The 25,343-nt window shown below is 66.1% G+C and carries 26 protein-coding genes and 1 tRNA gene; 15 read left to right on the top strand and 12 right to left on the bottom strand.

Translation table 11 applies throughout. The annotated features are described in order from the left end of the window. The first annotated feature begins 28 nt into the window (after positions 1–28). Positions 29–1,078 carry a pseudouridine synthase gene (locus AC2EAL_RS15440; RefSeq protein ID WP_484725131.1) on the top strand — a complete coding sequence of 350 codons (1,050 nt, stop codon included), beginning with the start codon at positions 29–31 and terminating at the stop codon, positions 1,076–1,078. On the opposite strand, the gene AC2EAL_RS15445 is transcribed toward AC2EAL_RS15440, so the two are convergent. Continuing rightward, positions 1,075–2,043, bottom strand: coding sequence for a hypothetical protein (locus AC2EAL_RS15445; protein WP_484725132.1), 969 nt, complete (start codon positions 2,041–2,043; stop codon positions 1,075–1,077). The two genes, AC2EAL_RS15440 and AC2EAL_RS15445, sit on opposite strands and share 4 nt — an antisense overlap. Before the next feature lie 120 nt (positions 2,044–2,163). Between AC2EAL_RS15445 and AC2EAL_RS15450 the strand changes: the two genes are divergently transcribed. The 6 genes from AC2EAL_RS15450 (at position 2,164) to AC2EAL_RS15475 (ending at position 7,610) form a co-directional block, all read left to right on the top strand. Further along, complete coding sequence (locus tag AC2EAL_RS15450) at positions 2,164–2,334, top strand: hypothetical protein (protein ID WP_484725133.1); 171 nt, start codon at positions 2,164–2,166, stop codon at positions 2,332–2,334. Beyond that, the gene (locus AC2EAL_RS15455; RefSeq protein WP_484725134.1) at positions 2,334–3,197 is read left to right on the top strand and encodes a 5-bromo-4-chloroindolyl phosphate hydrolysis family protein; all 864 of its coding nucleotides are present in this window, start codon (positions 2,334–2,336) and stop codon (positions 3,195–3,197) included. Before AC2EAL_RS15450 ends, AC2EAL_RS15455 begins: the two co-directional genes overlap by 1 nt. A gap of 13 nt (positions 3,198–3,210) precedes the next feature. Continuing rightward, on the top strand, positions 3,211–4,383 hold the full coding sequence (locus AC2EAL_RS15460) for a toxic anion resistance protein (RefSeq protein WP_484725135.1): 1,173 nt from the start codon (positions 3,211–3,213) through the stop codon (positions 4,381–4,383). Between the two features lie 89 nt (positions 4,384–4,472). Continuing rightward, complete coding sequence (locus AC2EAL_RS15465; protein ID WP_484725136.1) at positions 4,473–5,336, top strand: DUF2927 domain-containing protein; 864 nt, start codon at positions 4,473–4,475, stop codon at positions 5,334–5,336. A gap of 18 nt (positions 5,337–5,354) precedes the next feature. Next, positions 5,355–6,470: an SPFH domain-containing protein gene (locus tag AC2EAL_RS15470; protein WP_484725137.1), complete on the top strand. Its 1,116-nt coding sequence runs from the start codon at positions 5,355–5,357 to the stop codon at positions 6,468–6,470. Between the two features lie 3 nt (positions 6,471–6,473). After that, positions 6,474–7,610 (top strand): TFIIB-type zinc ribbon-containing protein, encoded by a 1,137-nt coding sequence (locus AC2EAL_RS15475; RefSeq protein ID WP_484725138.1) that lies wholly within the window; start codon positions 6,474–6,476, stop codon positions 7,608–7,610. On the opposite strand, the gene AC2EAL_RS15480 is transcribed toward AC2EAL_RS15475, so the two are convergent. Next, the gene (locus AC2EAL_RS15480) at positions 7,607–7,795 is read right to left on the bottom strand and encodes a hypothetical protein (RefSeq protein WP_484725139.1); all 189 of its coding nucleotides are present in this window, start codon (positions 7,793–7,795) and stop codon (positions 7,607–7,609) included. The two genes, AC2EAL_RS15475 and AC2EAL_RS15480, sit on opposite strands and share 4 nt — an antisense overlap. A 50-nt stretch (positions 7,796–7,845) precedes the next feature. Between AC2EAL_RS15480 and AC2EAL_RS15485 the strand changes: the two genes are divergently transcribed. After that, entirely contained in the window at positions 7,846–8,163 is a 318-nt protein-coding gene (locus AC2EAL_RS15485) for an antibiotic biosynthesis monooxygenase family protein (RefSeq protein WP_484725140.1), read from the top strand. Positions 8,164–8,166: 3 nt separating this feature from the next. Here the strand turns inward: AC2EAL_RS15485 and AC2EAL_RS15490 are convergent, their stop codons facing one another. The 3 genes from AC2EAL_RS15490 to uvrB all read right to left on the bottom strand — a co-directional run bounded on the left by AC2EAL_RS15490 (position 8,167) and on the right by uvrB (position 11,782). Further along, on the bottom strand, positions 8,167–8,595 hold the full coding sequence (locus tag AC2EAL_RS15490) for an excinuclease ABC subunit B (protein WP_484725141.1): 429 nt from the start codon (positions 8,593–8,595) through the stop codon (positions 8,167–8,169). Between the two features lie 300 nt (positions 8,596–8,895). After that, positions 8,896–9,597 carry a hypothetical protein gene (locus AC2EAL_RS15495; protein ID WP_484725142.1) on the bottom strand — a complete coding sequence of 234 codons (702 nt, stop codon included), beginning with the start codon at positions 9,595–9,597 and terminating at the stop codon, positions 8,896–8,898. Position 9,598: 1 nt separating this feature from the next. Then, positions 9,599–11,782 carry an excinuclease ABC subunit UvrB gene (gene uvrB / locus AC2EAL_RS15500; RefSeq protein ID WP_484725143.1) on the bottom strand — a complete coding sequence of 728 codons (2,184 nt, stop codon included), beginning with the start codon at positions 11,780–11,782 and terminating at the stop codon, positions 9,599–9,601. 147 nt (positions 11,783–11,929) lie between these two features. Here uvrB and AC2EAL_RS15505 point away from each other — a divergent pair, with 147 nt between their 5' ends. Both AC2EAL_RS15505 and AC2EAL_RS15510 read left to right on the top strand, forming a co-directional pair. Beyond that, positions 11,930–12,790, top strand: a complete 861-nt coding sequence (locus tag AC2EAL_RS15505; protein WP_484725144.1) for a class I SAM-dependent methyltransferase — start codon at positions 11,930–11,932, stop codon at positions 12,788–12,790. Positions 12,791–13,021: 231 nt separating this feature from the next. Continuing rightward, positions 13,022–13,333, top strand: coding sequence for an ETC complex I subunit (locus AC2EAL_RS15510; RefSeq protein ID WP_484725145.1), 312 nt, complete (start codon positions 13,022–13,024; stop codon positions 13,331–13,333). A 3-nt stretch (positions 13,334–13,336) separates the two neighbouring features. Here AC2EAL_RS15510 and AC2EAL_RS15515 read toward each other — a convergent pair whose 3' ends face one another. Then, a complete protein-coding gene (locus AC2EAL_RS15515; protein ID WP_484725146.1) occupies positions 13,337–14,554 on the bottom strand; it encodes a hypothetical protein in 1,218 nt (405 codons plus the stop codon). Positions 14,555–14,699: 145 nt separating this feature from the next. Here AC2EAL_RS15515 and AC2EAL_RS15520 point away from each other — a divergent pair, with 145 nt between their 5' ends. Beyond that, positions 14,700–15,164, top strand: a complete 465-nt coding sequence (locus AC2EAL_RS15520; protein WP_484725147.1) for a GNAT family N-acetyltransferase — start codon at positions 14,700–14,702, stop codon at positions 15,162–15,164. A 32-nt stretch (positions 15,165–15,196) separates the two neighbouring features. Then, positions 15,197–15,273 (top strand) — tRNA-Arg (locus tag AC2EAL_RS15525). A gap of 81 nt (positions 15,274–15,354) precedes the next feature. Here the strand turns inward: AC2EAL_RS15525 and AC2EAL_RS15530 are convergent. The 4 genes from AC2EAL_RS15530 to AC2EAL_RS15545 all read right to left on the bottom strand — a co-directional run bounded on the left by AC2EAL_RS15530 (position 15,355) and on the right by AC2EAL_RS15545 (position 19,408). Then, the gene (locus AC2EAL_RS15530; RefSeq protein ID WP_484725148.1) at positions 15,355–16,593 is read right to left on the bottom strand and encodes a mandelate racemase/muconate lactonizing enzyme family protein; all 1,239 of its coding nucleotides are present in this window, start codon (positions 16,591–16,593) and stop codon (positions 15,355–15,357) included. Between the two features lie 249 nt (positions 16,594–16,842). Continuing rightward, positions 16,843–17,622 (bottom strand): alpha/beta fold hydrolase, encoded by a 780-nt coding sequence (locus AC2EAL_RS15535; RefSeq protein ID WP_484725149.1) that lies wholly within the window; start codon positions 17,620–17,622, stop codon positions 16,843–16,845. Further along, the gene (locus AC2EAL_RS15540) at positions 17,619–18,584 is read right to left on the bottom strand and encodes a threonine ammonia-lyase (RefSeq protein WP_484725150.1); all 966 of its coding nucleotides are present in this window, start codon (positions 18,582–18,584) and stop codon (positions 17,619–17,621) included. Before AC2EAL_RS15540 ends, AC2EAL_RS15535 begins: the two co-directional genes overlap by 4 nt. Further along, positions 18,581–19,408, bottom strand: a complete 828-nt coding sequence (locus AC2EAL_RS15545; RefSeq protein ID WP_484725151.1) for an alpha/beta fold hydrolase — start codon at positions 19,406–19,408, stop codon at positions 18,581–18,583. The genes AC2EAL_RS15540 and AC2EAL_RS15545 overlap by 4 nt, the downstream gene beginning before the upstream one ends. A 116-nt stretch (positions 19,409–19,524) precedes the next feature. On the opposite strand from AC2EAL_RS15545, the gene AC2EAL_RS15550 reads away from it, so the two are divergent. From AC2EAL_RS15550 to AC2EAL_RS15560, 3 genes are all read left to right on the top strand, one after another. Further along, the gene (locus tag AC2EAL_RS15550; protein ID WP_484725152.1) at positions 19,525–21,306 is read left to right on the top strand and encodes an ABC transporter transmembrane domain-containing protein; all 1,782 of its coding nucleotides are present in this window, start codon (positions 19,525–19,527) and stop codon (positions 21,304–21,306) included. A 111-nt stretch (positions 21,307–21,417) separates the two neighbouring features. Continuing rightward, positions 21,418–23,310: an acyl-CoA synthetase gene (locus tag AC2EAL_RS15555; RefSeq protein WP_484725153.1), complete on the top strand. Its 1,893-nt coding sequence runs from the start codon at positions 21,418–21,420 to the stop codon at positions 23,308–23,310. Between the two features lie 107 nt (positions 23,311–23,417). After that, a complete protein-coding gene (locus AC2EAL_RS15560; protein WP_484725154.1) occupies positions 23,418–23,948 on the top strand; it encodes a hypothetical protein in 531 nt (176 codons plus the stop codon). On the opposite strand, the gene dtd is transcribed toward AC2EAL_RS15560, so the two are convergent. After that, positions 23,945–24,388 (bottom strand): D-aminoacyl-tRNA deacylase, encoded by a 444-nt coding sequence (dtd, locus tag AC2EAL_RS15565; protein WP_484725155.1) that lies wholly within the window; start codon positions 24,386–24,388, stop codon positions 23,945–23,947. The two genes, AC2EAL_RS15560 and dtd, sit on opposite strands and share 4 nt — an antisense overlap. Next, positions 24,385–25,308, bottom strand: a complete 924-nt coding sequence (locus AC2EAL_RS15570) for a carbohydrate kinase family protein (RefSeq protein WP_484725156.1) — start codon at positions 25,306–25,308, stop codon at positions 24,385–24,387. Before AC2EAL_RS15570 ends, dtd begins: the two co-directional genes overlap by 4 nt. Positions 25,309–25,343: the final 35 nt, after the last annotated feature.

Genomic DNA, 25,343 nt, shown 5'->3' on the forward strand with positions numbered 1-25,343 from the left:
GGCCAACAAGGCCCGAAGGATGTGCCCCATGGCCGGAAAAGAAAAGCCCCCCGCCCCGAAGGCGACCCCGAAAGACGCGGACACCCCCGAAGGCGAGCGCATCGCCAAGGTCCTGTCCCGCGCCGGCATCGCCTCGCGCCGCGAGGCCGAGCGGCTGATCGAACTGGGCGAGGTGAAGGTCAACGGCAAGGTCATCACCTCGCCTGCCCTGAACGTGACCGCGAAGGACAAGATCACCGTCCGGGGCGAACCCGTGGGCCAACCCGACCCCCCGCGCCTGTGGCTTTACTACAAGCCCGAGGGGCTGGTGACCTCGGCCGCCGACGAGAAAGGCCGGGATACGGTCTTTGACCACCTGCCCGAGGACATGCCCCGGGTGATGTCGGTGGGGCGGCTGGACCTGAATTCCGAGGGCCTTCTTCTCCTGACCAACGACGGCGAACTCAAGCGTCGGCTGGAGTTGCCCTCGACCGGCTGGCTGCGAAAATACCGGGTGCGGGTGAAGGGCAACCCCACGGATCCCGACCTGGAGCCGTTGCGGAAGGGCATCACCATCGACGGCGAGCGGTTCCAGAAGATGGAGGTCAAGCTGGACCGCCACCAGGGTGCCAACGCCTGGCTGACGGTGGGCCTGCGCGAGGGGAAGAACCGCGAAATCCGCCGGGCGATGAACCACATCGGGCTGACCGTGAACCGGCTGATCCGCACCTCATACGGGCCGTTCCGCCTGAACGAATTGCAGCCCGGCGAGGTCGAGGAAGTGAAGCCCAAGGTCCTGCGCGAGCAGTTGGGGCTGTCGGAAAGCGAGGTTCCCGGTGGGCCGCGACCGGGGCGGAAGGCCGAAGCGAAGCCAGCTGCGAAACCGGGGGCGAAGGCGGCAGCCAAACCCGACGCCAAACCGACCGCCAAGGGCAAGCTGCTGAAGCCCGGCGAGGGGCTGAAGCAGTTGTCCGAAGCCTGGAAGACGGCCACCCGGCCCCCGGCGCGGAAGGCCGAGCGGCCGGGATCGGACGGACCGACCCGACCGCGCGGTACAGCCGCGCGGCCCGGCCCGCGCACTGGCCCCAAGAAGGGCTAGCCGCGGCTTTTGACTTCCAGGGCCGACAGGCTGTCGGGCAGGAAGCGTTCGGAGAACCCGGCGATGAAGCACCAGACGATCAGCTTGGCGAAGTTCGCCGAGGGGCCCTCGTAAGGCATCCCCGCCCCGTTGTGGACGGTCCAGAGATCGCCGAACCCGCCACTGGCCCCGTCGTCGGGGGCCGGGAACAGCTCGCCCCCGATCAGATGGCCGGAGATGACGAAGTAGAGGATGACCGAGGACAGCCCGCCGACCAGAAGCCGCACCATCAGGAAGTGCCAGGAATAGCCGTTCTCCAGGTCATCCACCGACAGGGCGACGGCGGTGTTCTGGAAGGCGATCAGGCGCGAGAGATAGGCGCCGAGGAAGCCGAAGAAGGTGGTCACGATCAGGTTGTATTTCACCAGGTCGGTGAAGGGCATCTTTTCGACCGCAACAGCGAACCAGCCGGTGCCAAGGACCAGGAAGACCCCGACGATCACCCCGGTCAGCCCGAAGCCGAGGTAGGTCATCCGCCGCGCGACATGCGCCCGTTCGGCGCGTTCCGATCGGCGTTCGGCATAGCGGTTGTGGGTGTCGCGCAGGAGCTTGGCGAGAAGCGCCTGCTTGGCCTCATCCCCGGCCTGGGGATCGCGACGCTTGGCCAGGACCGCGCCCGAGGGCACGGCGATCTTTTCGGCAGTCAGGAAGGCACTGTCGAGCGCCACGTCCAGATCCGCCCCCAGCTTCAGCTGGACCAAGAGGATCTCGATCTCGTTCGGGATTTCCCAGTTCCGCCAGTTCGCGGGCTGGTCGGCCACGGCAGGGTCGAGAAGCGCCTCGATCCGCTTGTCCTGTCTGTCAGGGTGCTGGATGACGTGGCGGTGATAGCTGGCCCGAAGACCGGCCATATGCGCGCCCCAGGCGCGTTCCTCGCCCCGGCGACCCTTGCTGTCGGTATTGGCAGTGTTTTCGGCATCCAGCATCGGACACTCCATGCAAAATCATGACGTGATCAAAATCTGCCTTCCAATTCGCGAACTCTGCGCGCGATGCCGATTCCTTGCAAGTCGGCTGTTCCTGACCCGGGCGCGAGCCGGGGAGGAATGCCGCCGATTTCCCCCTGGCGGCGCTGGCAAGGGATGCCGACCTCGGCTAAGGTCGGGACAACGGACGCACGAAAAGGGGATGCCATGTCGGGAACCGGTCTGAGGAACCTGTCGCTGACCCTGCTGGTTGCCCTGACGGCCTATGTGGCCTGGTCGGGGGGCATGTGATGGCGGAACGGTTCGGGGGGAAGTACTCTCCCGGCGGGGGCGGGGCGGGCAAGTCCGTGCCGGTCCTGGCCGAGCCGCGGCCTGTGGGCCTGTGGCGGACGACGGTGCTGTTCCTGACCGCCTTCCTGTTCCTGTTTCCCGCCTTTGGCGATGGCCCGCGCGAGATGCTGCTGGGACTGCTCTCCGGGGGGCTGATCGTGCTGTCGGCCTGGCTGACGCGTGAGGGGTTGCGGGCGGAGGCGGCGTATAACGCCCGCAAGGTGGCGCGGCGTCCGGCCCTGCCGCGCAAGGCACTGGGTGCGGTCCTGACCGGGGCGGCGCTGGCGGTGGGCGGGATCATCGCAGACCAGGGGCTGGTCTATCCGCTGCTTTACGGGTTGGTCGGCGCTGGGTTGCATCTGGGGACGTTCGGCATGGACCCGATGGCCGACAAGGGGATGGAGGGCGTCGATGCCTTCCAGACCGACCGGGTGGCGCGGGTGGTCGAGGAAGGCGAGGCGCATCTGGCGGCGATGAAGGACGCGATCCTGCGGGCCCGCGACCGTGGGCTGGAGCGGCGGGTCGACCAGTTCGCCGCCGTGGCGCGGGGCCTCTTCCGCACGGTCGAGGGCGATCCGCGCGACCTGACGGCGGCGCGGAAGTATCTGTCGGTCTACCTGATGGGCGCGCGCGACGCGACGGTGAAGTTCGCCGACCATTATGCCCAGACCCGCGATGCCGGGACGCGGGCAGATTATGAGGCTCTGCTGGCCGATCTTGAGACGACCTTCGCGGAAAAGTCGCGAACCTTCCTTACCAACAGCCGCAGCGACCTGGACGTGGAAATCGCCGTCCTGCGCGACCGGTTGAAACTTGACCATTAAACGGGAGACCCCGATGTCCGAGACCGTCCAATCCAGTGCCCAGGCCCTTCTGACCGAGGTCGAGAAGGTTACCGCCGTGATCCTGCCGGAACCCATGGCCGAGGTCGTGCCGCTGGAGGCCGCGCCTGCGCCCAAGGCCGAGGAAATCCGCAAGCGGATGGCCGAGGTCGACCTGACCAGCACCCAGTCGATCATCAGCTTCGGCTCCTCGGCCCAGGCGGAACTGCAGGTCATCAGCCAGGCGATGCTGCAGGATGTGAAGAACAAGGACGTGGGGCCTGCGGGGGACTCGCTTCGCAAGATCGTCACCACGATCCGGGGGTTCGCGTCCGAAGAGCTGGACCTGCGGCGTGAAGCGAGCTGGTGGGAAAAGCTGCTGGGCCGCGCGGCCCCGTTCGCGGAATTCGTCGCGCAGTACGAGGAAGTCCAAAGCCAGATCGACAAGATCACCGGCGACCTGCTGTCCCACGAGCACACGCTTCTGAAGGACATCAAGAGCCTCGATGTCCTGTATGAAAAGACCCTGACCTTCTACAACGAGCTGGCGCTGTACATCGCCGCCGGTGAGGCGAAGCTGACCGAGACCGACAGCAAGACCATTCCGGCCAAGGAGGCCGAGGTTGCGGCAGCCCCCGAGGCCGACAAGGTGATAAAGGCCCAGGAGCTGCGCGACCTGCGCGCTGCGCGGGATGACCTGGAGCGCCGGGTGCATGACCTGCGGCTGACGCGGCAGGTGACGATGCAGTCGCTGCCTTCGATCCGGCTGGTGCAGGAAAATGACAAGTCGCTGGTCACCAAGATCAACTCGACCCTCGTCAACACGGTGCCGCTGTGGGAGACGCAGCTTGCGCAGGCGGTGACGATCCAGCGGTCGAAAGAGGCGGCCGAGGCGGTGCGGGATGCCAGCGACCTGACCAATGAGCTTCTGAAGGCCAATGCCGAGAACCTGCAGGCCGCGAACAAGGTGGTGCGCGAGGAGATGGAGCGGGGCGTCTTCGACATCGAGACGGTGAAGGCCGCGAATGCCACGCTGATCGCGACGATCAACGAAAGCCTGGCCATCGCCGACGAAGGCAAGGCGCGGCGGGCGGCGGCCGAGGCGGAACTGGTGAAGATGGAGGCCGAGTTGCGCGAAACGCTGGCGGCCGCCCGGGCGCGTCAGATCACCCCTCCGGCATCGGCCTGAGGCATCGGCGGCAGGGAATGGCACGCGGACGGATAGTGAGGGGTCTGGTCACCGGCGCCGCGTGCCTTGCGCTGGCGGGATGCGTCAGCTTGGGCCCGGTCGCGGTCGCGCCGCCGCCTGATCCCCTGCCCGTGGTGCCCACCCCGCAGACCGCGAAAAGCGCTGCCGTCCAGGCCTATTTCGCCCAGGTGCAACAGGCCTTGCTGACCCAGGGCATGCTGCGCACCGACGGCGGATCGGAGATCGAGTTCACCGACCGGATCCTGGCGGAAAACTTCATGCGGATCGCGCTGTTCGACGAATACCGCCGTGGGTCGGGCGGGTTTGTCCGGCAGGAGACCGAATCCGACCTGCGGCGCTGGGAGGGCCCGGTGCGGATCGGCATCCGCTTTGGCGCCAGCGTGCCGCCCGACCGGCAGGCGACCGACCGGGCGCGGATCGCCAGCTTTGCGGCCCGGTTGTCCAAGGTCACCGGCCACCCGATCATGGTGGACGAACGCGCGCCGAACTTCTTCATCCATATCGTGTCCGAAGACGAGCGTGAGGCGCTGGGACCGGTGGTGCGGGCCACCCTGCCCGGCCTTGGCCCGGCCGAGGTCGCTGGCATCACGGCGATGCCCAAGACGACCTATTGCCTGGTCTATGCCCTGGCGGACAACGCCACGGGGGCCTACACCCGCGCCTTCGCAGTGATCCGGGCCGAACATCCCGACCTGTTGCGCCTGTCCTGCCTGCACGAGGAGCTGACGCAGGGCCTGGGCCTGCCGAACGACAGCCCGCGCGCGCGCCCGTCGATCTTCAACGACGACGAGGAGTTCGCGCTTTTGACCGACCACGACGAGCTTTTGCTGCGCATCCTCTACAGTCCCGAATTGCGTCCGGGCATGACCGCCGAGGAAGCCCGTCCCATCGTCTTCTCGCTTGCGCGCCGCTTGACCGGCGGCGAAAGTTGATCCCAAACGGAGGGTCCCATGGTCTTCGATTTCCTCAAGGGCGAATTCATCGATGTCATTTCCTGGCTGGATGACACGCGCGACACGATGGTCTGGCGGTTCGACCGGCGGGGCCAGGCGATCAAGTACGGCGCCAAGCTGACGGTGCGGGAAGGCCAGGCCGCGGTCTTCATCCATGAGGGGCAGCTGGCCGACGTGTTCCAGCCCGGTCTCTACATGCTTGAGACCAACAACATGCCGATCCTGACCACGCTGCAGCACTGGGACCACGGCTTCCAGTCGCCGTTCAAGTCCGAGATCTATTTCGTCAACACCACCCGCTTCAACGACCAGAAATGGGGCACGAAGAACCCGATCATGGCCCGCGACCCCGAGTTCGGGCCGGTCCGACTGCGCGCCTTCGGGACCTATTCGATGCGGGTCACGGACCCGGGCAAGTTCATCACCGAGATCGTGGGGACGGACGGCGAGTTCACGGCGGACGAGATCAGCTTTCAGGTCCGCAACATCATCGTGCAAGAGGCGAGCCAGGTGCTGGCCAAGTCGGGCAACCCGGTCCTCGACATGGCGGCGAACCTGACCGATCTGGGCAAGATCATCGCCAATGCGATTGCGCCCAAGGTCGGCGAATACGGGTTGTCGATCCCGGAATTCTACATTGAAAACATCAGCCTGCCGGAAGAGGTGGAAAAGGCGCTGGACAAGCGCACCTCGATGGGGGTGGTGGGCGATCTGAACCGCTACATGCAGTTCAACGCGGCCGAAAGCATGTCGCAGCCCGGTTCGGCGATGGGCCAGGCCATGGGGGCCGGGATGGGCATGGGCATGGGGGCCGCCATGGCGCAGAACATGGGGCAGAACGCGGGGCCATGGGGCGGGACACAGCCTTCTGTCGCCCCGCCCCCGCCGCCTCCCCCACCACCGCCGCCGGCGGGCAGGGTGTGGCATCTGGCGGTGGACGGGGCGACGTCGGGGCCCTTCGGCGAGGCGGACCTGGCAAGGGCTGCCGCCGAGGGACGGCTGACGCGCGCGACCATGGTCTGGACCCCCGGTCAGGACGGCTGGAAGATGGCCGCCGAGACCGACCTGGCCCGGCTTCTGGACAGCGTGCCGCCCCCGCCGCCCAAATCGTAAGCCATGCCGCAGGACGAATACCGCTGGCCCTGCGCCCAGTGCGGCGCGCAGTTGCGCTATGCGCCGGGCCAGACCAGCCTGACCTGCGAACATTGCGGCCATGTCCAGGCCATCACGCCCGAGGCTCCTCGCGCGCGGGCGCGGGCCTTGCAGGAGCTGGACCTGGCGCGCGGACTGCGGGACGACCTTTCCAGCGGCGACATGGTCGAGGTGCGCACGACCTCTTGCCCCAGCTGCGGGGCCAAGGTCGAGGTCTCGGGCGCGACGCATGCCACCGAATGCCCGTTCTGCGCGACGCCCGTGGTGCTGGACACCGGAACCGAACGCCACATCAAGCCGCAGGCGCTGGTGCCCTTTGTCCTGACCGAAGCCGAGGCGCGGGCCGCGATGATCCGCTGGATGGGCAGCCTGTGGTTCGCGCCGGGCACGCTTCTGGAATACGCGCGGAAGGGCCGGGCGTTGAATGGGGTCTATGTCCCGTTCTGGACTTTCGATGCCGATACCGACAGCCGCTATACCGGGGAACGGGGCGAGCATTACTACGAGACCCGCACGGTCAGCGTCCGCGTCAATGGCCGGATGGAGCAGCGGCAGGAACAGGTGCGCCGTACCCGGTGGTATCCCGCCTCGGGCCGGGTCAGCCGCGATTTCGACGATGTGCTGGTGATGGCCTCGCGCAGCCTGCCCGCGCGGCTGGGGAATGAGCTGACGCCCTGGGACCTGGGCGCGCTGACCGCGTATACTCCTGAATTCCTTGCCGGATTTCAGGCAGAGGGCTATACGGTGGGTCTGGCTGACGGCTGGCGCGAGGCGCAGGAGCGGATGTCGAGCGTGATCCTGCAGGACGTGCGCCGCGACATCGGCGGCGATGAACAGCGCGTCCATGATGTGGACACCAACTGGTCGGACGAGACCTTCAAGCACATCCTGTTGCCGGTCTGGATGGCGGCTTACAAGTACAACGGCAAAAGCTATCGCTTCCTGGTCAACGGCCAGACCGGCGAAGTGCAGGGTGAACGCCCCTGGTCGGTCTGGAAGATCGCCTTCGCGGTTCTGTTGGTCGCGGCCCTTGCCTTCGGGGCGCTCTATCTGTCCAACCCGGACGCCGTGGGCCTGCCGCAGCCGGAGTGGATGGACTAATCCCGGTCGCGCTGGAAGAACAGCATGTAGCCGGCATAGCCCCCGGCCGCCAGGAACAGGACGCCCCAGAACGGCGATTGCAGCCAGAAAAGCTCGAACGCCCCCCAGCCGAGCGGCATGAGGACTGTCAGCCAGCGGACCCAGGCGTGGCGGAAGAAGGGATCGTTCGGGTCGAGAAACTTCATGCCTTTGGTCCCGCTTTCTGCCATCCTGACTGTATCAGAGGGAGGACGACATGCCGCAGATTGTCAAGGATTTCCAAGGACAAACCGTCATCACCACCTTCGAGACGACCCCCGCGATGGCCTTTGACCTGGTCGAGGCGCTGGAGGCGGCCTATCAGGACTGCATCAGCCGCCAGCCCGGGTTCATCGCGGCGGGGCTGCACATGAACGACGCGCGCACCCGGATCTGCAACTACAGCCAATGGCGGGCCCGAGAGGACTACCAGGCGATGCTGCGTACCCCCGAGATGCGGGAGAGGAACCGCAGGATCAACGAGTTGTGTCGAGGGTTCGAGCCGGTGATGTACGAGATCGTCGGCGTGTTCTGAGCCTCAGGCCGAGGGCAGGACGTCGCAGGCGCGGAACGCCTCGACCGCCGGGCGGGCTCCGGTCAGGTCGAAGGGCACGGCAAGGTCCCCCGCAAGGGCGGCTGCGGTGCCGTTGTAGGCCAGCCCATCCAGAACGTTCCCAAAGCCCGTGTCGGTGACGGTCAGCGTCCGGCCACCGTTCGAAAGCTGGTGACGGCCGGTGCCGATGGTCATCGCGGCGGGGCCGTTGAAGCTGAGGCCGAAGGTGTCGGTCACCGGCCAGGGGTCGGGGCGGGTCAGGGTGATGGCGTAGGGCTCAGGCAGGGACGGGTCGTAGGTCACGCGGACCTGCAGGGTCGGTGTGTCGTTGAGGATGGTGCAGATGGGCGTGGCGGTGAAGTCCCAGGCCTGGGCAGGGGTTGCGAGGAGGGCAAGGGCGAGAAGGGCGCGCATGGAAGAAAGATGGTGTGGTGCTGTCCGCCGTCAAGTTTGCGGTTGGGGCCCCCCGCCCATCCCCTCCCCACGAGGGGAGGGGAAGCGAGATGGGGTTGGTGGTGGAGCAACAGAGCGCAATCATTGCGCAACTTACGCCGAGGCGCAAAGCTGACCGCGACCGGCACGCGGAGGTGGGAGCGACACTGTCGCGCCCGCCCCCGGGGGGCGGGTCGGGCGCGGTCAGATTTGCTTTGGGCAAATCTGACTGTCATCGTTGAACATTGCAGTCTCAGGTACGGTGGTCAAATGGCCAAGACATTAGTCCCCTGAGGCTTTGCCCGGCCATTTATCAAACTTCTCAGAACACAACGCATTGAACTCAAGAAACACTTCTGAAATCGCATTGTACCTTTCGCTGAACAAGAGGAGTGAGAGATTGAGCAGGTTGAGGCACTGCTTCTTGAGTGCGTTCTGTCGGCCCTGTTGCTTTCCTATGAGTGTTCTGTGCCTAACATGGTCCATTTCCGAGAAAGCTAGTGAAGTGCCAGACCAGTTCGGATGCGCATACTCACTCATTACATCATATAAGCCTCGGAAGCCGGGGATTTCCCGTTCTACGTCATCAACCATTGTGAGAACGTTGACCGCTTGATGCGCCCAATTACCATGCCTTTGCCCCATCAAGAGCCGCATTGCGACTTCATCTAGGCCACTGATGTTGCCAGAATTGAGCGAACTATCGATTTTCCGATACACATAGTTCAGGGCAGCGGCGCATTCGGCAACCCCGCGCGTCAAGAGGAAGGCAGATATCACTCGGTCTTCACTGACTTCGCGACAAGTAGCTCTCCCAAGCTCCACAGTTCTCCAGATCAAAGTCTCTCTGAAGACTAGGAACTTGTAGGCAACCTTCTGCAATGGAGGCGAAGTAACGGCGTCAACCATTGTTGGCAGACTGATGGCAAGGAGTTCGACTCGCTCACTCGCTTCGGCAAAGTAGCGTTCCCAGTCTGCCTGCAACTTACCTCCGCCCCCTGCTCCGCTTCCCGCCCCGCTGCCCCGCCCTTCCCGCTGTGCTCCGCCCGGCCATCTTAGTGGCTTCGGTGACTGCCTCTTCAATGACCTCCTGCCGCGCAAACGGGTCATCGGCGACGGCCAGTTCCACCGCCTCCAGCCGCTTGACCTCATCCCGCAGGCGGGCGGCTTCCTCGAACTCCAGGTTCTCGGCGGCCTTCCGCATCTGGGCGCGCAGCGCATCCAGATGGGCAGCGAGGTTCTGGCCGACCATAGGCTTGTCGACCTTAGTCGTCACGCGGCTCATGTCGGTATCGCCCTGCCAGAGGCCCGCCAGCACATCTTCGACGTTCTTCTTCACCGTCTCGGGCGTGATGCCGTGCTTGATGTTGTAGGCCATCTGCTTTTCGCGACGGCGGTTGGTCTCGGCGAGCGCGCGCTCCATAGAACCCGTGATCCGGTCGGCATACATGATGACCCGGCCTTCCGAGTTCCGCGCCGCGCGGCCGATGGTCTGGATCAGCGAGGTCTCGGACCGCAGGAAGCCTTCCTTGTCCGCGTCCAGGATCGCCACCAGCCCGCATTCCGGGATGTCGAGGCCTTCGCGCAGGAGGTTGATCCCCACCAGCGCGTCGAAGGCTCCCAGCCGTAAATCCCGCAGGATTTCAATGCGTTCGATGGTGTCGATGTCCGAGTGCATGTAGCGCACGCGGATGCCCTGTTCGTGGAGGTAATCGGTCAGGTCCTCGGCCATCCGCTTGGTCAGGACGGTGACGAGGGTCCGCAGACCCCGGGCCGAGACTTTCCGGATTTCGTCCAGAAGGTCGTCGACCTGCATCTCCACGGGGCGGATTTCGACCTGGGGGTCAAGAAGGCCCGTCGGGCGGATCACCTGTTCGGTGAAGACGCCGCCCGTTTGCTCCATCTCCCAGGCCGCGGGGGTGGCGGAGACGAAGACGGACTGCGGGCGCATGGCGTCCCATTCCTCGAACTTCAGCGGGCGGTTGTCCATGCAGGACGGCAGGCGGAAGCCGTGTTCGGCGAGGGTGAACTTGCGGCGGAAGTCGCCGCGGTACATGCCGCCGATCTGGGGAACCGAGACATGGCTTTCGTCGGCGAAGACGATGGCGTTGTCGGGGATGAACTCAAACAGCGTGGGTGGCGGTTCGCCCGGGGCGCGGCCGGTGAGGTAGCGGGAGTAGTTCTCGATCCCCGCGCAACTGCCCGTTGCCTCTAGCATTTCCAGGTCGAAGTTGGTGCGCTGTTCCAGGCGTTGCGCCTCAAGCAGTTTGCCTTCCTCCTGCAGCTGCTTCAGGCGGTGGAACAGCTCTTCCTTGATGCCCTTGATCGCCTGCTGAAGGGTGGGGCGCGGCGTGACGTAGTGCGAGTTCGCGTAGATGCGGATCTTCTGGAAGCTGTCGGTCTTGGCGCCCGTGAGTGGATCGAATTCGGTGATCGACTCCAGCTCCTCGCCGAAGAAAGAGAACCGCCAGGCGCGGTCTTCGAGGTGGGCGGGCCAGACCTCCAGGCTGTCGCCCCGCACCCGGAACGCGCCGCGCTGAAAAGCGGTTTCCAGGCGGCGGTATTGCTGGGCGACGAGGTCGGCCATCACCTTGCGCTGGTCGTAAAGCTGGCCGACGATCAGGTCGACGGTCATCGCGGAATAGGTCTCGACCGATCCGATGCCGTAGATGCAGGAGACGGAGGCGACGATGATGACGTCGTCGCGCTCCAGCAGCGCCCGGGTGGCCGAGTGGCGCATCCGGTCGATCTGTTCGTTGATCTGGGATTCCTTCTCGATATAGGTGTCGGTCCGGGCGACATAGGCCTCGGGCTGGTAGTAGTCGTAATAGCTGACGAAGTATTCGACGGCATTTTCGGGGAAGAAGCCCTTGAATTCCCCGTACAATTGCGCGGCGAGCGTCTTGTTGGGCGCGAGGATAATCGCCGGGCGCTGGGTCTCCTCGATGATCTTGGCCATGGTGAAGGTCTTGCCGGTGCCGGTGGCGCCGAGGAGGACCTGGTCACGTTCGCCCGCGTTCACCCCGGCGGTCAGCTCGGCTATCGCGGTGGGCTGGTCGCCGGCGGGCTGGAAGGGCGTGGACATGACGAACTTGCGGCCGCCTTCCAGCTTGGGTTTGGTCAGGACATCGGGGCGTTCGGTCAGGGCGTTGGCGTTGTTGTGCGGCATGGTGCGCGCCTCATGAGAGTCGGGGCAGATGGGGACGGATCAGATTTGATCCTTTTTTGTTCCGGTTCAAGCGGCGATCCGCTGTTAGGGGTGAAACCGTTGCCGATGCGGCGGGAAGCGGCTAAGGCAGCCCGAGAGGTGTGAAGCATGGCTGAGAAGATCGATACGCGGGCCGTGGGGCTGGATGTCGGGCTGGCGTTCATTCGCTGGCTGACCGGGGCGGAGAACCTGCATTACGGGCTGTGGACCGGGCTGGAGGTCACAGCAGGCAACCTGCGGGCGGCGCAGGACAACTATTCGGCCAAGCTGTTCGGCTATCTGCCCGAAGGCCGGTTGCGCATCCTGGACATCGGCGGCGGCGCGGGCGAGACGGCGAAGAAGCTTCTGGCGCTGGGGCATACGGTCGACATCGTGGTGCCCTCGGCCTTCCTGGCCGCGCGCTGCCGCGAGACGGCCAAGGGCGCCACCGTCCATGAGTGCACCTTCGAGGCCTACCAGGGTCAGGGACCCTTCGACCTCTGCCTGTTTTCCGAAAGCTTCCAGTACATTCCGCTGGCCGAAAGCCTGCCGAAATGCGCGCGCCTTCTGGCACCCGGCGGGAAGGTCCTGATCGCCGACTGCTTCCGGACCGAGGCCTACCGCGGGCGCGCGGCGGGCGGTCCGCAGCCGGGAGGTGGGCATTTTCTGACCGCGTTCGAGGCCGCTGTCGCGGGGTCACCTTTCACCATCGAGGCCCGCGAGGACATTACCGAGGCCGTCGCGCCCTCGATCGACCTGGAGCAATCGTTCTTCCACGTGCTGGGGCATGGCGTGACGCGGGTGTCCGAGGAAATTCACGGCAAGAAGCCTTCGGCGCACTGGATGCTGGGCAAGGTGATCGGCCTGTTCCTGTCGAAGCAGCGGCGCGAGAACCTGATGCAGCGCCTGACCGGGACCACCCGCACGTCCGAGGCGTTCAAGACTTACAACCGCTATCAGATTCTGCGGCTGGGGCGGGCCGCCGGCTGACGCCCGTTAAACCGTTAAAAGAATCTTTATCGCAGACACAACTTACGGTTGATTTGCGCGCGGGGATCGGCCAAGATCATCGGGCAAGCAGCAACTGAACCTGCCGGCTGGCGTCAGATCCCACCCCACCCACACTCTCTGACACTGGCCGGCAGTCTTTCCGGACAATCTGGCGCTTGCGCTTTTCCCAAAGCTTCGGAATAACACGGGCCACGTCCCAAGGAGCAGTTCATGCGCGCCCGCATCTATCAGCCAGCCAAGACCGCCATGCAGTCGGGAACCGCCAAGACCCAGCAATGGGTGCTGGAGTTTGCCCCGGCGTCGGAACGCGAGGTCGATCCGCTGATGGGCTGGACGTCATCGTCGGACACCCAGGCCCAGGTCCGGCTGCGGTTCGAGACCCGCGAGGCGGCCGAGGCCTATGCGGCGGAAAAGGGCATCGAATACGATCTGGTGCAACCGAAGCCGCGCAAGGCTGTGATCCGGCCGCGCGGCTATGGCGAGAACTTCGCCACCGACCGCAAGGGCGCCTGGACGCACTGAACCCTACTTTTCAGCCCCGCTGGCCAGGGTCAGCGTGCCGATCATGATGTCATCTCCGACCTTGAAGATCAGCGCCGTTTCCGGCGGCGATCCATCGTTTGGCGTGCGGATCATCATCCCGTCCTTCACTTCGTAGCGGCCGGCATCGCTGCCGCTGCTGCCCGTGGTGAAGCCCCCGGTCGTGGACCCGCCGCCATCGACAAAGCTGGCCGAGGCCCCGCCGGAGCGGTCGCGGGTCCAGGTCCCGTCCGGGTTGAAGGCGATATAGTTCGAAGCCGAGACGCCACCCTCGACCCCGCTGCCCGGGGTAAAGCCCGAGTAGAAGAACGTCGACAGCGAGCCGTCGACTCGGGTGCCGTCCGGCAGGGGTTCGACCTGGTAAAGCGTCGCCTCGCCCCGGCCGAGGCTTTCGCCGCTCATCGACAGTTCCGATGTGTCGCCACTGGCATAGGTCAGGAGAACGCTGTCTCCTTCGATCCGGTAGTTGCCCCAGGACATGTCGCCCACGTCGAGGGCCGGTGCCGGATCAAGGCCGCCCAACCCCTGCGGCGGGGTGCCGTCGTAGAACCGTCCGTCGGGCCAAAACGTCAGGAACTGGTGGTCCATCTGCATCGACATCATGCCATCCAGGCCCATCACCCAAGAGGTCGAGAAGCCCCAGTAAAGGCCGTCCAGCGGCCCCGGCGCGGCCTCGGGCAGCAGGGGCGCAGCACCCTCGCTGACATAACGCGCGCCTTCGAGCAGCGGCCCGACGTCGCGCTGGAAGACTTGCATGGCTTCGGCCAGCTCGGCCTCGTCCGACGCCGGGGCGTCAAAGGCGATCAGCTCCATCCGGCCGAAAAGCTGGACAGCGAACAGGATCTGCAGGTCGCCGTCGACCGTCTGGCCCAGCATGGCAGAGGGACGTCCGTTCAGGTTCTGGACCTTGGGGGCGACCATCACCGTGACATTGGGCGCGTCATCGGCGTCGACAAAACGTGCGCCTTGGGTTTCAAGCCATTGGTCGACGCGACCGCCCGTCCTGGTGCCGGGGGTGATGTAGATCCAGCAGTATTCGCATTCCTCGCCCGGCAGGTCCGACCGCAGGATGAGTGAGCCATCCTCGCGCGTGCCGCCCAGGACCCAGCCCGGGGGCACGTCGAAGATCACGTTGCCATGCTGTCGGGTTTCGGCCGATAGCGGCTGCGAGAGGAGGATGAGGGCGGCGAGGACGTGGCGCATCGGGGCCTCCGATCTGGACGTGCGACAAGGATGCCCGCTTTTTCCGTCGGCGCGAGTAAGGAGAAGCTGCCCTTACGGCAACTGGCCGGGTTCCGCTTGCCAGCCGCAGGACGGCGCGGCAGGAATGGCGCCGGAGGGACCCCGAATGCCGATCACCATTGCCGAAGAGCACCCGCTGACCCCGGACCTGTCGCTGCTGTTCGAACGCCATACGGCTGACATGCATGCCGATACCCCACCGGAATCGATCCACATGATGGACAAGGGCGCGCTGGCGGCGCCGGGGATCCGGTTCTTTGTGCTGCGCGATGCGGGTCAGCCTTTGGCGATGGGGGCCTACAAGCGGATCGATGCCACCCATGCCGAGATCAAGTCGATGCATGTCCTGGCCGAGGCGCGGGGACGGGGCTTGTCGAAGGCGATGCTGGATCACCTGGTGGCCGAGGCCCGGAAGGACGGCTTTCTGCGGCTGAGCCTGGAGACCGGGGTCCAACCGACCTTCGTCGCGGCGCGAGCGCTGTATGAGCGGGCCGGTTTTGCCGAATGCGGGCCGTTCGAGGGCTATTGGGATGACCCGAATTCGCTGTTCATGACGAAGGCGCTTGCCTGAGGCCTTCGGCTTCTGCAAAAGGTCGGGCGTGCGGGCTCATAGCTCAACTGGATAGAGCAAGGACCTTCTAAGTCCGAGGTTGGGGGTTCGAGTCCTCCTGGGCCCGCCATTTTCTTCCCGCCTTTCTTCAGACAGGGAGCCGTCCTCGCGGCATCGAGCCACTCGGACGGCGCATCCGCGGGACAGGTGGTCAGGTCTTGGAGCTTGGCGCGCCGCCTTCAAAGCGGTTGCCGTGGCGGTAGTCGCAGGGGGCTTCCTGCATCTGCAGGTGCAGGCCGGTGCCAGTGAAGGGATGTGCGCGGGCCACGTCCTCGTCGAAGTCGATGCCAAGGCCTGGGGCTTCGGGGGGGAGGATGTAGCCGTCCTCCCATTTGATCGAGTTCTTGATCAGCTTCTGGTGGAAGGCCCCGCCGGTCTCGATCGTTTCGGCGATCAGGAGGTTCGGGATCGAGGCGGCGAAGTGGACGTTGGCGGCCCATTCGACGGGGCCTGCGTAGAGGTGCGGGGCCATCTCGGCGTTGAAGATTTCGGCCATCGCGGCGATCTTCTTCGCCTCCCAGATGCCGCCGACCCTTCCAAGCGCGGGTTGCAGGATCTTGACGCCGCCCGCGCGGAGGAGGGTGCCGAATTCGTACTTGGTGGTCAGGCGTTCCCCGGTTGCGAGGGGGACGCGGACGGATTTGGCGACCTCGGCGAATTCGAGGAGGTTATCTGGGGGGATCGGTTCCTCGTACCAGAGCGGGTTGTAGGGTTCGAGTTCTCGCCCCATCCGGATCGCGCCAGGGGTGGTGAACTGGCCGTGGGTGCCAAAGAGGAGGTCGACACGGTCGCCCACGGCTTCGCGGATCGCCTTGCAGAAGGCGACGGAGCGGGTGATGTCGGACATCGCGGGCTCATGGCCGCCGCGGATGGTGTAGGGGCCGGCGGGGTCGAACTTCACGGCGGTGAAGCCCAGGTTCATGAAGCGGACGGCGGCCTCGGCGGCGGCGTCGGGGTCGACCCAGAATTCCGCGCTTTCCTTGCCGGGTTCGGGGTAGAGATAGGTGTAGCTGCGGATGCGGTCGTTCATGCGGCCACCCAGAAGGGCGTAGACCGGGCGGCTGCGCGCCTTGCCGAGGATGTCCCAGCAGGCGATCTCCAGCCCCGCAAAGGCGCCCATCACGGTGGGGTCGGGGCGCTGGGTGAAGCCGGAGGAGTAGGCGCGGCGGAACATCAACTCGATGTTTTCCGGATTCTCGCCCATCATGTGGCGTTCGAAGACGTCCTCGATCACGGCTTTCATCGCCTTCGGCCCGACCGTGGAGGCGTAGCACTCGCCGTAGCCCACGATGCCATTGTCGGTGGTGAGCTTCGGGAAGATCCAGTAGCGGCCGCCCCAGCCGGGGAAGGGGGGCGCGACGACGAAGATCTCGAGGTCCTTCAGTTTCATGGCCCGTCCCCTCTGGCTGGCCGAGGAGCGGGGGTTTCACACCCCCGCACCCCCGTGGGATATTTGTCGAAGGGAAAGGTAGGGGCGTTGGCCTGCAGCGGACCCTTCATTCGCGACAGGAAATGGCGCGGATGGAACACGACTTGGCTGGGGCCGAGAACAGGTATCTCGAACGGGGCAAGGTGGGATTTGTGCAAGTTTGGGCCAAGAAATGCAGGTCCGCTGTGCTAGGATATTTGATAACGTCAATTAGACATGGCCAATCCGCATGAGGAACCCCACCAGGGCCTCGGCAAAGCCGTCCGGGTGGGTCAGCATCGAGACATGAGTCCCGCCGCGCAGGAGATGGAGCTGGGAGCCGGCGATGAGGTCGGCCAGTTCGCGCTGCAGGTCCGGCGGGGTCTTGCGGTCGTCGGCGCCGGCGAGGATGAGGGTCGGGAGCGTGAGCGCGGCCGTCGTCTGGTAGAGATCGGCGGTGGCGACGGCGGCGGTGAGGCCGAGCCAGCCCTCGGGGCGGGTGCAGGTGAGCATCTTGTGGACCGTTGGCAGCGCAGGACTGGCCTTCCAGCTCGGGCCGAGGAGTTGGGCGCATTCGGCGTCGAGATCGGGGCCCTGGGCCTGCAAGCGGGCGAGGCGGTTGTCCCAGACCGAGGGGTTGGCGAAGCGGGTGGCCGAGCCGGTCAGGACCATCGCCCGGACGAGGTCGAGGCGCTTCACCGCCAGGCCTTGAGCGATCAGCCCGCCCTCGCCCGCGCCAAGGACGACGGCGTTCTTCAGGGCGAAATGGGTCATCAAGCGTTCGACGTCGCGGATCAGCGTGCCAAGGCTGTAGGGCGGCGGGGGCGTGTCCGATAGCCCGTGGCCGCGCAGGTCAAGGCGCAATGTGCGCTGGCGCGGCAGGTGGGGCAACAGGCCTTCCCACAGACGCAGGTCGGTTCCCAAGCCATGGATCAGGACGACGGGCGGCGCGTCTGGCGGACCGGTCAGCTCGGCGTTCAGCCGCAGGTCCTCCAGCCAGACGAGCGTCACGCGAAGAGGTCCAGCGCCATGGCGAAGGTGGCGGGGTCGACGTTGCCGCCGGTTGCGACGGCGATGACCGTGTCGGGGAGGTCGTCGGAAAACAGCGCGGCGGCCAAGGCGGCGGCGCCCCCCGGCTCCAGAACGATCCGCAGATGGGTGAAGGCCAGCGCCATCGCCCGCAGGGCCTGATCGTCGGTCACGACGGCTCCGGGCCCGGCAAGACGCGAGAGGATCGGGAAGGTCAACTCGCCCGGGCTGGGGGTCAGGATCGCGTCGCAGATCGAGCCGGTGGTGGCGGGGTTCTTCTGGCGCTGACCGCTGGCCAGAGACCGGGCCATGTCGTCGAAACCCTGCGGTTCAGCGGTGCGGACCTGCAGGCCGGGGGCATGGGCGTGAAGTGCCAAAGCGATGCCCGAAGACAGCCCGCCCCCGCCGCAGCAGACGAAGACCGGGGCCTCGGTCACACCGGCTTCCGCCGCCTGTTCGGCCAGTTCCAGGCCGACGGTCCCCTGCCCCGCGATGACCTGGGGGTCGTCGAAGGGCTTGACCAGCGTCAGGCCGCGGTCGGCCGCAAGGCGGGCGCCGAGCGCGTCACGGTCTTCGGTGGCGCGGTCGTACAGCACGACCTCGGCCCCATAGGCGCGGGTGTTGGCGATCTTCACATGCGGCGCGTCCGAGGGCATCAGGATCACGCAAGGCGCGCCATGCGCGGCGGCGGCATAGGCCACGCCCTGGGCATGGTTGCCGGAGGAGAAGGCGATCACGCCCCTGGCGCGGGCCTGCGGGTCAAGGGCCGAGACGGCGGACCAGCCGCCGCGTGCCTTGAAGCTGCCGGTCACCTGCAGGCATTCGGCCTTGACGAAGACGCGGCGGCCCAAGGCCTTGTCGAGGAGCGGCGCGTTGAGGAAGGGCGTGCGGCGCACGTGGCCTGCCATTCGGGCGGCGGCGGCCTCGATCATGTCGATGTTCATGGCAAGTTTCCCAGGAAGGCGCGGATCAGCGCTACGGCCTCGGGTTCGTCGAGGAAGGGGATGTGGGCGCGCCCCGGGACCTCGGCGAAGGCCATGTCGGGACGGCGGGCGCGCATCTTCTGCGTGGTCTCGGCGGTCAGGAGGTCGGAATTCGCGCCGCGGATCAGGGCGAGGGGCAGGCCCTGCAGGGCGTCGAAGAGCGGCCAGAGGTCGACCGGCGGGCCTTCGAAGGCGGCCAGGAACGCCTCACGCAGGGCGGGGTCGTAGGGGATGCGCAGGCCGTCCGGGGTCTCAATGGACAGGCGGCGAGCTTCCTCCAGCCAGCGCGCCATCGGGACGCCGTCGAAGCCGGGGCTGCGCGACAGGCGTTCGGCGTAGGCCTGGTGCGCCCTTCCGGCGGGGTTGCGGCCGACATAGTCGGAGATGCGGGCCAGGCCGTCGCGGGCGATCTCTGGCCCGACGTCGTTCAGGATCAGGCCCAGCAGGCGGTCGCGCGCCGTGGCGCCAAGCAGCATCCCGATCAGCCCCCCGCGCGAGGTGCCGAGGATCGCGGCCTTGGCGATCCCCAGATGGTCGAGCAGCGCCAGGGCATCCTTCGCCTCTTGCGCCACAGTGTAGGTGGCGGCCCCGGTCCAGTCGCTGGCACCCCGGCCCCGATAGTCCATCCGGATCAGACGGACGGGCGGCAAATGCGGAACCAGATAGTCGAAATCAGCCATGGTCCGCGTCAGGCCTGCCAGGCAGAGCAGGGGCAGGCCCTGGCCCTCGTCGCGGTAGGCGATGCGCGCGCCGTCTTCGGCGGAAAAGTGCTGGGTCGCGGTCATGCCGCCAAGGTGCCACGGTGCGTGGGTGGGGGAAAGGCCCCGCTGTCAGAGGCCCGGTGCTTGTCGCGGCGGCTTGGGCAGACTAAACCCTTGCCCGAACGGGATGGGGCGGGTGGATGTCGGACAGCTCTGCGGTCGAAGATCGGCCGAAGTCGAAACGGGTCAGCGCGCTGCGCGGTCTGGTGCCGTTTCTCTGGCCGTATCGCCTGCTTCTGGGCCTGGCGCTGCTGGCGCTGGTGCTGACGGCGTCGGTGAGCCTGGTCCTGCCGCTGGCCGTGCGCCGGGTGGTGGATGGGTTCAACGACGCCAATGCCGCCCTGCTGGATCAGTACTTCGTCGCCGCCCTGGTCATCGCGGCGCTTCTCGCGATCGGGACGGGGCTGCGGTACTATCTGGTGACCCGGCTGGGGGAACGCGTGGTGGCCGACATCCGCCGCGCGCTGTTCGACCGGGTCTTGGGCATGTCGCCCGCCTTCTTTGAACGCATCCTGACCGGCGAGGTCCTGAGCCGGATCACCACCGACACCACGCTGATCCTGTCGGTGATCGGGTCATCCGTCTCGGTCGCGTTGCGCAACGTGTTGATTCTGGTCGGCGGGCTGGTCCTCTTGTTCCTGACCTCGGCCAAGCTGACCGGGCTGGTGCTGCTGATCGTCCCGGCGATCATCGTGCCGATCGTGGTGCTGGGCCGCCGCTTGCGCGCCCTGTCGCGGGAAAACCAGGACTGGATCGCGGCCTCGTCGGGCTCGGCGTCCGAGGCGCTGACCTCGGTGCAGACCGTGCAGGCCTTCACCCATGAGGGCGCGACGCGTGGGCAGTTTGCCGAGGTGACCGAGAAGAGCTTTGCCTCGGCCAAGGCGCGGATCAAGACGCGGGCGGTGATGACGGTCATCGTGATCTTCCTGACCTTTGCCGGGATCGTCGGCGTGTTGTGGGTCGGCGCGCGGGATGTGCGGGCCGAGACGATGTCGGTGGGCGCGCTGATCCAGTTCGTGATCTATGCGGTGATGGTGGCCGGCGCGGTGGGCGCGCTGTCGGAAATCTGGGGCGAGTTGCAGCGCGCGGCGGGCGCGACGGAACGGCTGGTGGAGCTTTTGGGCACCGAGGATTCGGTCAAGGACCCGGTGCGCCCGACCGCCCTGCCCCGCCCGGTGCGGGGTGAGATCGCCTTCCAGGACGTGACCTTCCGCTATCCGGCGCGCCCGGAGGCGAGCGCGCTAAACGGGGTCAGCCTGCAGGTGAAGCCGGGCGAGACGGTCGCGCTGGTCGGTCCGTCGGGGGCAGGCAAGACGACGATCCTGCAGCTTCTGATGCGGTTCTATGATCCGCAGGCGGGCAAGATTACTCTGGATGGGCTTGCACTGCCGGACATGGCCCGAGCCGACTTCCGCCGCGCCATTGCGCTGGTGCCGCAGGACCCGGTGATCTTCGCCACCTCGGCGCGCGAGAACATCCGCTTCGGACGGCTGGACGCGACAGACGCCGAGGTAGAGGCCGCAGCGAAGGCGGCCGCCGCGCATGACTTCCTGACCGCGCTGCCGCAGGGCTATGACAGCTATCTTGGGGAACGCGGCGTGATGCTGTCGGGCGGGCAGAAGCAGCGGGTGGCCATCGCCCGCGCGATCCTGCGCGACGCGCCGATCCTCCTCTTGGACGAGGCAACCAGCGCGTTGGACGCCGAAAGCGAGCGCGCCGTGCAGGCGGCGGTCGAGAAGCTGGCCGAGGGCCGCACGACGCTGGTCGTGGCGCACCGGCTGGCCACGGTAAAGCGCGCGGACCGCATCGTGGTCTTCGATCAGGGCCGGATCGTCGCGCAGGGCACGCATGACGCTTTGGTCGCCGAAGACGGGCTTTATGCGCGGCTTGCGCGGCTGCAGTTCACCGAAGGCGCGCTCTGACGTAGCGTCCTGCGGCGCCAGTCGGGACAATCCGACTTCACAAAGTCGTTTGCCATCCCCATGTTCAGGAAAAGCCCGCGGCAACAGCGGTGCGTACCAGGGGAGGATGGGATGACGAATTTCGCCACGGCAGCGGACCTGCGTGCGATTGAAGCCGAGAAGCCTTGGGCCGATCGCGGCCAGGCCCGGTCGATCTACGAGTACCTCAGCCGCGCCAAGGCCGCCCACGGGGCGCGACCGGCGGTCAGCTTTCAGCTGCTGTCCGGCCCCGAGACGAAGAAGGTCACCCTGAGCTGGGCCGAGCTTCATGCCCAGGTCACCCAGGCCGCCAACCTGTTCCGCAGCCTGGGCGTGGGAGAGACGGACGTCGTCGCCTTCGTCCTGCCGAACTCGATGGACACGGTCGTCACGCTTCTGGGCGGTGCAGTCGCCGGGATCGTGAACCCGATCAACCCGCTTCTGGAACCCGAGAAGATCGCCGCGATCCTGCGTGAGACAAAGGCCAAGGTCGTGGTCACGCTGAAGGCCTTCCCGAAGACCGACCTGCCGCAGAAGGTGTCCGAAGCGGTGCAGTTCGCGCCGAACGTCAAGACCGTGTTGGAAGTGGACCTTGTCCCCTATCTGTCGGGCCTGAAGAAGGTCATCGTACCGTTGATCCGGCCGAAGAACCCGCCGCAGCACACGGCGAACATCAAGGATTTCCGGGCCGAGCTGTCACGGATGCCCGCCGACAAGCTGACCTTTGCCGACCGGACAAAGGATCACGTCGCCGCCTATTTCCACACCGGCGGCACCACGGGGATGCCCAAGGTCGCGCAGCACAAGGCCAGCGGCATGATCTACAACGGCTGGCTGGGCACCTCGCTGCTGTTCAAGCCGACCGACGTGGTGATGTGCCCGCTGCCCCTGTTCCACGTCTTTGCCTGCTATCCGATCCTGATGTCGATGATCGGCTCCGGCGCGCATGTCGTGTTCCCGACCCCGCAGGGCTATCGCGGCGAGGGCGTCTTCGACAACCTGTGGAAGCTGATCGAACGCTACAAGGTCACCTACCTGATCACCGTGCCCACGGCGCTGGCCGCCCTGATGCAGCGCCCAGTGAATGCCGATATCTCCAGCCTGAAGAACGCCTTCTCGGGCTCGTCCCCCCTGCCGATCGAGCTTTACAACCGGTTCAAGAAGGAAACCGGAATCGAGATCGTCGAGGGCTACGGGCTGACCGAAGCCACTTGCCTTGTCTCGATCAACCCGCCGGACGGGGTCAAGAAGATCGGCTCGGTCGGATTGATGTTCCCCTATACCAACGTCCGCATCCTGACCAAGCAGGGCGCGACCGACTTCCGCGAATGCGCGGTGGATGAAGTGGGCGAGATCTGCATCTCGAACCCCGGCGTGTTCGAGGGCTCGACCTACACCGAGGCCGACAAGAATCGCGAGCTGTTCGCCGAAGGGCGTTTCCTGCGCACCGGTGACCTGGGGCGGATCGATGCGGATGGCTACCTGTTCATCACGGGCCGCGCCAAGGACCTGATCATCCGCGGTGGCCACAACATCGACCCGGCAATCATCGAAGAGGCGCTGATGGGCCATGAGGCGGTGGGCTTTGTCGGTGCCATCGGCCAGCCGGACGCCCATGCGGGCGAGCTGCCTTGCGCCTATGTCGAGCTGGTGAAGGGGTCGTCCGCCACAGTCGACGACCTGATGGCCTACGCCGCCAAACACATCAGCGAACGCGCAGCGGTGCCGAAGTACCTGGAAATCCTGCCGGAACTGCCGAAGACCGCCGTGGGCAAGGTGTTCAAGCCCGACCTGCGGCGCCTGGCGATCACCCGCACCTACGACGCCGCCCTGGCTGAAGCGGGCCTTCCGGCGCGGGTTTCCGCAGTGATCGAGGACAAGAAGCGCGGCCTCGTCGCCCAGTTGCAGAAACAGGCGCCGGTCGAGGATGCGGCAATTGCCTCGGTGCTGGGTCAGTTCTCGAACCCTTGGGAATGGGCGGCCTGAACCTGCCGTCAGGCCGGTTTCCCGCCTCGAAAATGACTGAAATATTCATTTGCCTGAATCGCGCCTTGGCGCGAAAAAGCGAAAACTGGATCGATTAAGGGTATCGGATGATGAAATTTGGTCTGGGTCTTGCCGTTGGTTTCGGTATCGCCTCGGCTGCGAGCGTGGCATTGGCGCAGCAGTCGGAGGTTCTGTTCGCGCACAAGCACTGGGAGGTCTCGATCGTCGGCTGGGATGACGGGTCGGTCGGCTGCGTGGCCGAAGTGAAGGCGCCCGGCGAAAGCTTCTCGATCTGGACCTTCCCGGATGGCGCGGTGCAGCTGCAGTTCTATTCCACCGCATGGGAGTTCGGCGAGGGCCAGACCGCCGACCTGGGCGTGCAGATCGACCGCCGCGCCCCGTGGAGCCTGACCGGCGCGGAACTCTACCAGAATTCGGTGCTGTTCTACCTGCCGGACAGCAACGACGGCGTCAGCTTCATCACCGAGGTTGCGCGCGGCAACCGGCTGTATCTGCGGGACGATGACGGCGCGGATGTGCAGAACTATTCGCTGGCCGGGTCCAGCGCGTCGATCTCGGCTCTGGTCGAATGCGGCGACGCGATCACCAAGCGGACGCCGGGCAACCCGTTCAACTAAAGCTGGTCGGTGTCCATCCAGATGGTCACCGGCCCGTCGTTGACCAGGCTCACCGCCATGTCGGCCCCGAACCGGCCATTCGCGACGGGTACGCCCTCTTTCGCCAGGCATTGGCTGAAATGAAGATACAGCCGCTCGCCCTCGGCCGGCGCGGCGGCAGTGGAAAAGCCGGGGCGATTGCCGCGCAGGTCAGCCGCTAGGGTGAACTGGCTGACCACCAGCGCGCCGCCGCCGATATCGCGGAGCGAGAGGTTCATCTTGCCCTGGTCATCCTTGAAGACCCGCAGCTTGGCGATCTTCGTGGCCAGCTTTTCAGCCTGCGCCTCGCTGTCGCCCGCCATCGCACAGACCAGGATCAGGAAGCCCTGGCCGGTATGGCCTAGAAGCTGGCCATCGACCCGGACCGAAGCCTCGCTGACGCGCTGAACGACCGCCCTCACAGCTCATGAGCCCAGGGCGGGTTGGCCCCGGCGCGGGCAACCGTGACGGCTGCCGCGCGGGTGCCAAGGCTTAGGGCAGCGGTCAGCGTGGCATCCGACAGCTGGCCAACCCCGGCCTTGGTCAAGGCCCCTGCCTGGTGCAGCGCGGCCAGGACGCCCGCGTTGAACGTGTCGCCCGCGCCGACGGTGTCGACCACGGTAACCTTTTGCGCCGCCACGAAAACATCCTGCGTGGCCGTCACCGCCCGGGCCCCGTTGGCCCCTTCGGTGATGAACACAACCTTCGGCCCCTTGGCCAGGATACCCCGCGCAAGCGCGGTCAGGTCGCCCTGCCCTTCCAGCCAGTGCAGGTCTTCGTCGGACAGTTTGACGATGTCGGCCCGCCCGATCATCCGATCGATCCGGGCGCGGTACGCGGTCTCTTTTCCGGCGATGAACCCGGGGCGGATGTTGGGGTCGACCATGGTCACGCGGGAAGCACTTTCACGGGCCTGCAGCGCCTCGTAGGTGCTGGCCGCCGGGTCGTTGACCAGGCTGATGCCCCCGAAGAACAGCGCGGAGACGTCCGTGGGAAGCACCGGCAGCTGGTCAGTCGACAGCATCCGCCCCGCCGTCGCCTCGTCATAGAAGGCATAGGTTGCCTGGCCGTCGACCAGCTTGACGAAGGCCACCGTCGTGGGCCGGTCCGACCGCGCCAGATAGCGGGTGTCGACCTTGGATGCCGTCAGCGTATCGGCCAGGATCTCACCCAGCATGTCATTGGAAACGCCCGAGAAGAATGCCGATGGCGCTCCGAGTCGTCCAAGCGCGATCGCCGTGTTGAAGACCGCGCCGCCAGCGTAGGGGGCAAAGCAGGCCTCCCCTTCGGTGGAGGTGCGGGGGAGCATGTCGATCAGGGCTTCGCCGCAGCTGAGAATCATGTCGTGTCCCCCTTTGTCGGGTCTACTGTTAGCGC

This window comes from Tabrizicola sp. T74 (genome assembly GCF_057219935.1).

What these genes read in the sequence shown, in the direction of transcription:
- AC2EAL_RS15440 (WP_484725131.1), top strand. Translation starts at nt 29, where the DNA reads ATGGCCGGAAAAGAAAAGCCCCCCGCCCCGAAGGCGACCCCGAAAGAC.
- AC2EAL_RS15445 (WP_484725132.1), bottom strand. Translation starts at nt 2,043, where the DNA reads ATGCTGGATGCCGAAAACACTGCCAATACCGACAGCAAGGGTCGCCGG.
- AC2EAL_RS15450 (WP_484725133.1), top strand. Translation starts at nt 2,164, where the DNA reads ATGCCGCCGATTTCCCCCTGGCGGCGCTGGCAAGGGATGCCGACCTCG.
- AC2EAL_RS15455 (WP_484725134.1), top strand. Translation starts at nt 2,334, where the DNA reads ATGGCGGAACGGTTCGGGGGGAAGTACTCTCCCGGCGGGGGCGGGGCG.
- AC2EAL_RS15460 (WP_484725135.1), top strand. Translation starts at nt 3,211, where the DNA reads ATGTCCGAGACCGTCCAATCCAGTGCCCAGGCCCTTCTGACCGAGGTC.
- AC2EAL_RS15470 (WP_484725137.1), top strand. Translation starts at nt 5,355, where the DNA reads ATGGTCTTCGATTTCCTCAAGGGCGAATTCATCGATGTCATTTCCTGG.
- AC2EAL_RS15475 (WP_484725138.1), top strand. Translation starts at nt 6,474, where the DNA reads ATGCCGCAGGACGAATACCGCTGGCCCTGCGCCCAGTGCGGCGCGCAG.
- AC2EAL_RS15480 (WP_484725139.1), bottom strand. Translation starts at nt 7,795, where the DNA reads ATGAAGTTTCTCGACCCGAACGATCCCTTCTTCCGCCACGCCTGGGTC.
- AC2EAL_RS15485 (WP_484725140.1), top strand. Translation starts at nt 7,846, where the DNA reads ATGCCGCAGATTGTCAAGGATTTCCAAGGACAAACCGTCATCACCACC.
- AC2EAL_RS15490 (WP_484725141.1), bottom strand. Translation starts at nt 8,595, where the DNA reads ATGCGCGCCCTTCTCGCCCTTGCCCTCCTCGCAACCCCTGCCCAGGCC.
- uvrB (WP_484725143.1), bottom strand. Translation starts at nt 11,782, where the DNA reads ATGCCGCACAACAACGCCAACGCCCTGACCGAACGCCCCGATGTCCTG.
- AC2EAL_RS15505 (WP_484725144.1), top strand. Translation starts at nt 11,930, where the DNA reads ATGGCTGAGAAGATCGATACGCGGGCCGTGGGGCTGGATGTCGGGCTG.
- AC2EAL_RS15510 (WP_484725145.1), top strand. Translation starts at nt 13,022, where the DNA reads ATGCGCGCCCGCATCTATCAGCCAGCCAAGACCGCCATGCAGTCGGGA.
- AC2EAL_RS15515 (WP_484725146.1), bottom strand. Translation starts at nt 14,554, where the DNA reads ATGCGCCACGTCCTCGCCGCCCTCATCCTCCTCTCGCAGCCGCTATCG.
- AC2EAL_RS15520 (WP_484725147.1), top strand. Translation starts at nt 14,700, where the DNA reads ATGCCGATCACCATTGCCGAAGAGCACCCGCTGACCCCGGACCTGTCG.
- AC2EAL_RS15530 (WP_484725148.1), bottom strand. Translation starts at nt 16,593, where the DNA reads ATGAAACTGAAGGACCTCGAGATCTTCGTCGTCGCGCCCCCCTTCCCC.
- AC2EAL_RS15540 (WP_484725150.1), bottom strand. Translation starts at nt 18,584, where the DNA reads ATGAACATCGACATGATCGAGGCCGCCGCCGCCCGAATGGCAGGCCAC.
- AC2EAL_RS15545 (WP_484725151.1), bottom strand. Translation starts at nt 19,408, where the DNA reads ATGACCGCGACCCAGCACTTTTCCGCCGAAGACGGCGCGCGCATCGCC.
- AC2EAL_RS15550 (WP_484725152.1), top strand. Translation starts at nt 19,525, where the DNA reads ATGTCGGACAGCTCTGCGGTCGAAGATCGGCCGAAGTCGAAACGGGTC.
- AC2EAL_RS15555 (WP_484725153.1), top strand. Translation starts at nt 21,418, where the DNA reads ATGACGAATTTCGCCACGGCAGCGGACCTGCGTGCGATTGAAGCCGAG.
- AC2EAL_RS15560 (WP_484725154.1), top strand. Translation starts at nt 23,418, where the DNA reads ATGATGAAATTTGGTCTGGGTCTTGCCGTTGGTTTCGGTATCGCCTCG.
- AC2EAL_RS15570 (WP_484725156.1), bottom strand. Translation starts at nt 25,308, where the DNA reads ATGATTCTCAGCTGCGGCGAAGCCCTGATCGACATGCTCCCCCGCACC.